Raw genomic sequence first — 3,814 nt, 5'->3', positions numbered from 1 at the left:
CCGCCCACATCACCCCCGACCCCGCCTACCGCCTGGACCTGGTCACCGGCGGGGAGCGCCCCGCCCGGGTGGACACCGCACTGGTCCTCGCCCGCGGATACGGCGGATTCAACTCCGCCATGGTCGTGCGCCGGTACACCCCGTGAACGCCGGCCGCGCCCCGAGGGGCACGGCACCGACATCGTCCGAACAGAAGGTGGCGCGTATGCCCAGCAAGGTCATGGCCAAGGGCCCGGTCACAGGGCCGGCACAGGTCCAGCACTGCGATGTGTTCATCCTGGGATCGGGCTTGGCCGGCTCGGTCAGCGGAGCGATCCTGGCCCGCCAGGGCGCCAAGGTGGTCTTGGTCGACGCCGGCCAGCATCCACGTTTCGCCGTCGGCGAGTCCATGACGCCCCAGCTCATCGAGTGGCTGCACATCCTCAAGTCCCGCTTCGACGTGCCCGAGATCGGCCATCTGCTGAACGTGAAGGCGGTCGCGGACCATCTGGGGCCGCACCACGGCAAGAAGCAGAGTTTCGGGTTCATCAAGCACGACGCCGGCAAGGAACCCGACCCCAGGGAGGCGACCATGTTCGTCATCCCCAAGGTCCTCACCGACGCCAGCCACCTGTTCCGGCAGGACAGCGACCAGTACTACTTCAACGTCGCCGCCAAGTACGGCTGCCTCACCCGGCAGAACTGGCTCGCCACCGACCTCGACTTCGACGACGACGGGGTCACCGTCACCGGCCGCAACGGCGAGGTGTTCCGCGCCAAGTACCTGATCGACGCCAGCGGCTTCCGCTCCCCGCTCGCACAGAAGTTCTCCCTGCGCGAGCAGCCCACCCGCTTCAAGCACCACGCCCGGTCGATGTTCACCCACTACATCGGCGTCAAACCCTTCGACGAGGTCTCCCACCACCCGGTGAGCCTGCGGCCGCCCGCACCCTGGCACGGCGGCACCCTGCACCACCTCATCGAACGCGGCTGGTTCTGGATCATCCCCTTCGACAACGTCAAGGGCTCGAAGAACCCGATGTGCTCGGTGGGCCTGACCATGGACGAGCGCACCTACCCCAAGCCCAAGGACCTGACCCCCGAGGAGGAATGGCGCTCCTTCCTCGACCGGTATCCGGCGGTCAAACGACAGTTCGTGGGCGCCAAGCGGGTCCGCGAATGGGTCTCCACCGACCGGCTGCAGTACTCCTCCAGCCGCTCGATCGGCCCCCGCTGGTGCCTGATGTCCCACGCGGCCGGATTCCTCGACCCCCTCTACTCGCGCGGCCTGTCCAACACCTTCGAGGTGGTGTACGCGCTGTGCACCCGCATCCTGCAATCCGTAAAGGACGACGACTGGTCCCTGGAGCGGTTCGCCTACGTCGAGCAACTGGAGCGCGGCCTGCTCCAGTACAACGACGACCTCGTCAACGCCTCCTACATCGCCTTCTCCCACTTCCGGCTGTGGAACGCGGTCTTCCGCGTGTGGGGCGGATTCCTCACCCCCGGCGTCATGCGGCTCCACCGGGCCCGCGTCGACTACGAACTCGACGGCGACGAGCAGCACCTGAAGGACCTGGAGAACACCCCCTACCCGGGCCTGTGGTGGCCCCACGAGGAGTTCAAGAAGATCCTGGAGCTGACCGCGGAGACCTGCGAGAAGTACGAGGTCGGCGAACTCGACGGGGACACCGCGGCAGACACCATCTTCGCGGCACTGCGCTCCTGCGAGGGCCTGAACCCGGTGTTCGGCTGGAAGGACGAGGAGTCCACCCGCTTCGTGTACCCGACGACCGCGATGGTCGCCAAGTTCATGAACTGGTCGCTGCGCAAGGCCCCCGCCGGCGAGATGCGGGAGATCGCCCGCTCGCTGGTGACCAGCTCCCTGCGCTCCGCCCTCAAGGGCAGGAAGCCGCTCTAGAGCCACCAGAAGGACCGGCCCATGCCGCAGACCCAGCCCAAGACCCAGCCCAAGGCCGAGGACAAGGCCGCCTTGTCCTCGTGGTCCTCCACCCGCCCGCAGATGGAGAACACCAACCCCCTGGTCCAGGCCTTCACCCGCCTGAACGTCTACCTGTACTCCAAACCGCCCAACAAGTACGTCAAGAAGGTCAACACCTCCTTCCTGCGCCTGCACCTGTTCTTGTACCGCGCCTCCCGCGGAAAGATCATGGGGCACTTCGGGCGCCTGGACGCGCTGCTGCTGACCACCACCGGCCGCAGGACACGCCTGCCGCGCACCGTGCCGGTCGGGTACGTCTACGACAACGGCCGCTACATCGTGTGCGCCGCCCCCGGCCACTTCGACGTGCCCGGCGGCCCGCGGGCCAGCCACCCCGCCTGGTACCACAACGTGCGGGCGACCCCGCAGGTGAGCGTCGACATCGGCCCCGAGCAGTTCCCGGCCACCACACGGATCCTCACCGGCGCCGAACGCGACCGCAGGTGGCGCCAGTTCACCGAGGTCTTCCCGTTCATCGCCGAGTTCCAAAAGCGCGCCAGCCGCCCCATCCCGGTCATCGAGATCACCCCCGATGACCTCGACCCGCAGCAGCTGTGAGCACCCCCACCCCCGGCGGAAGGAAGCACATGAAGATCGAAGCCCTGGATCCGTCCACCCCGCTGCCGCAGCAGTTCCAGGAGAAGACCGGGCCCATCACCCTGGTCAACGTCTTCGACGTACCGCCCGACCTGTACGAGCAGTTCCTGACGATCTGGCAGGAGGACGCCGCGTACATGAAGGCCAGTCCGGGCTGCATCCACACCCAGCTGCACAAGGGCACCGCGGGCAGCCGCCTGCTGGTCAACGTGGCCGTCTGGGAATCCACCCAGGCCCTCCTGGCCGCCTTCAGCAAGCCTGAGTTCCAGCAGTCGGCGGCCAAGTACCCGGCAGGGATCACGGCCTACCCGCACGTCTACGAGAAGATCGCCGTCGAGGGGATCTGCGTCGCCTGACCCCCGCGCGCCCCCGGCCGGGCCGCTCACCGACGGCGCAGCACACCGGCCCGGCCGGGCGCGGCGAGCGGGCAACCCCATCGAGGCAAAGGACGTCCTGCCATGACGCAGCACAAGGTCGCGCTCGTCACCGGAGCCTCACGGGGCATCGGACGGGCGATCGCCGAACGGCTCGGCGCCGACGGAGCCGCCGTGGTCGTCAACTACCGCTCCCGCCGCACGGCCGCCGAACAGGTGGTCGCCGCCATCGAGGCCGGCGGCGGACGCGCGGTCGCCGCCCAGGCCGACGTCACCGACCCCCGGCAACTGCTCGCCTTGTTCGACACCGCCCAGGACCACTACGGAGGCCTGGACGTGCTGGTGAGCAATGCCGGCGTGTGCCACCCCAGCCCGTTCGCCCAGGCCGACGACGAAGCGTACGACCTCCACTTCGACACCAACACGCGGCCCACGTTCGTCGCCCTGCGCGAAGGCGCCCGCCGGCTGCGCGACGGCGGCCGGATCGTGGTGATCTCCACCCAGAACCCGGCCGGACACCTGCCCGGCCTGGCCCTGTACGCGGCGAGCAAGGCGGCCGGCGAGGCGATGGCACGGGTGCTGGCCCAAGAACTCGGCCCGCGCGGCATCACCGTCAACTGCGTGCTGCCCGGCCTGACCGCGGGCACCAGCGCCGAGGAGGACATGACCGACGCACTGGTCCACCAGGTCCTCTCCCGCACCCCCCTCGGCCGCCTGGGGGAACCGGAGGACATCGCGGACATCGTCGGCTTCCTCACCTCCGACCAAGCCCGCTGGATCACCGGCCAACGGATCGCGGCAGGCGGCGGGCGCTTCTGAACGCCCCACCCCAGGAGAGGACCGACATGCCCGACCCGCACCC

Annotated in this window: 4 protein-coding genes and 1 pseudogene; all 5 read left to right on the top strand. The window is 69.0% G+C overall.

All coding sequences use genetic code 11. The annotated features are described in order from the left end of the window. Positions 1–146: pseudogene (locus E4099_RS34665) on the top strand (ketosynthase chain-length factor); the annotation flags it as partial. A 59-nt stretch (positions 147–205) separates the two neighbouring features. After that, positions 206–1,900, top strand: coding sequence for an NAD(P)/FAD-dependent oxidoreductase (locus tag E4099_RS30185; RefSeq protein WP_245245312.1), 1,695 nt, complete (start codon positions 206–208; stop codon positions 1,898–1,900). A gap of 21 nt (positions 1,901–1,921) precedes the next feature. Beyond that, positions 1,922–2,539 carry a nitroreductase family deazaflavin-dependent oxidoreductase gene (locus E4099_RS30180; RefSeq protein ID WP_135342289.1) on the top strand — a complete coding sequence of 206 codons (618 nt, stop codon included), beginning with the start codon at positions 1,922–1,924 and terminating at the stop codon, positions 2,537–2,539. Between the two features lie 29 nt (positions 2,540–2,568). Then, positions 2,569–2,934, top strand: a complete 366-nt coding sequence (locus E4099_RS30175) for an antibiotic biosynthesis monooxygenase family protein (protein ID WP_135342288.1) — start codon at positions 2,569–2,571, stop codon at positions 2,932–2,934. A gap of 102 nt (positions 2,935–3,036) precedes the next feature. Continuing rightward, the gene (locus tag E4099_RS30170) at positions 3,037–3,771 is read left to right on the top strand and encodes an SDR family oxidoreductase (protein ID WP_135342287.1); all 735 of its coding nucleotides are present in this window, start codon (positions 3,037–3,039) and stop codon (positions 3,769–3,771) included. Positions 3,772–3,814 lie beyond the last annotated feature (43 nt).

The sequence above is a fragment of the Streptomyces palmae genome (assembly GCF_004684805.1).
In the GTDB taxonomy this organism is placed as follows: Bacteria; Actinomycetota; Actinomycetes; order Streptomycetales; family Streptomycetaceae; genus Streptomyces; species Streptomyces palmae.
This window is presented reverse-complemented; position numbering and strand designations above follow the sequence as displayed.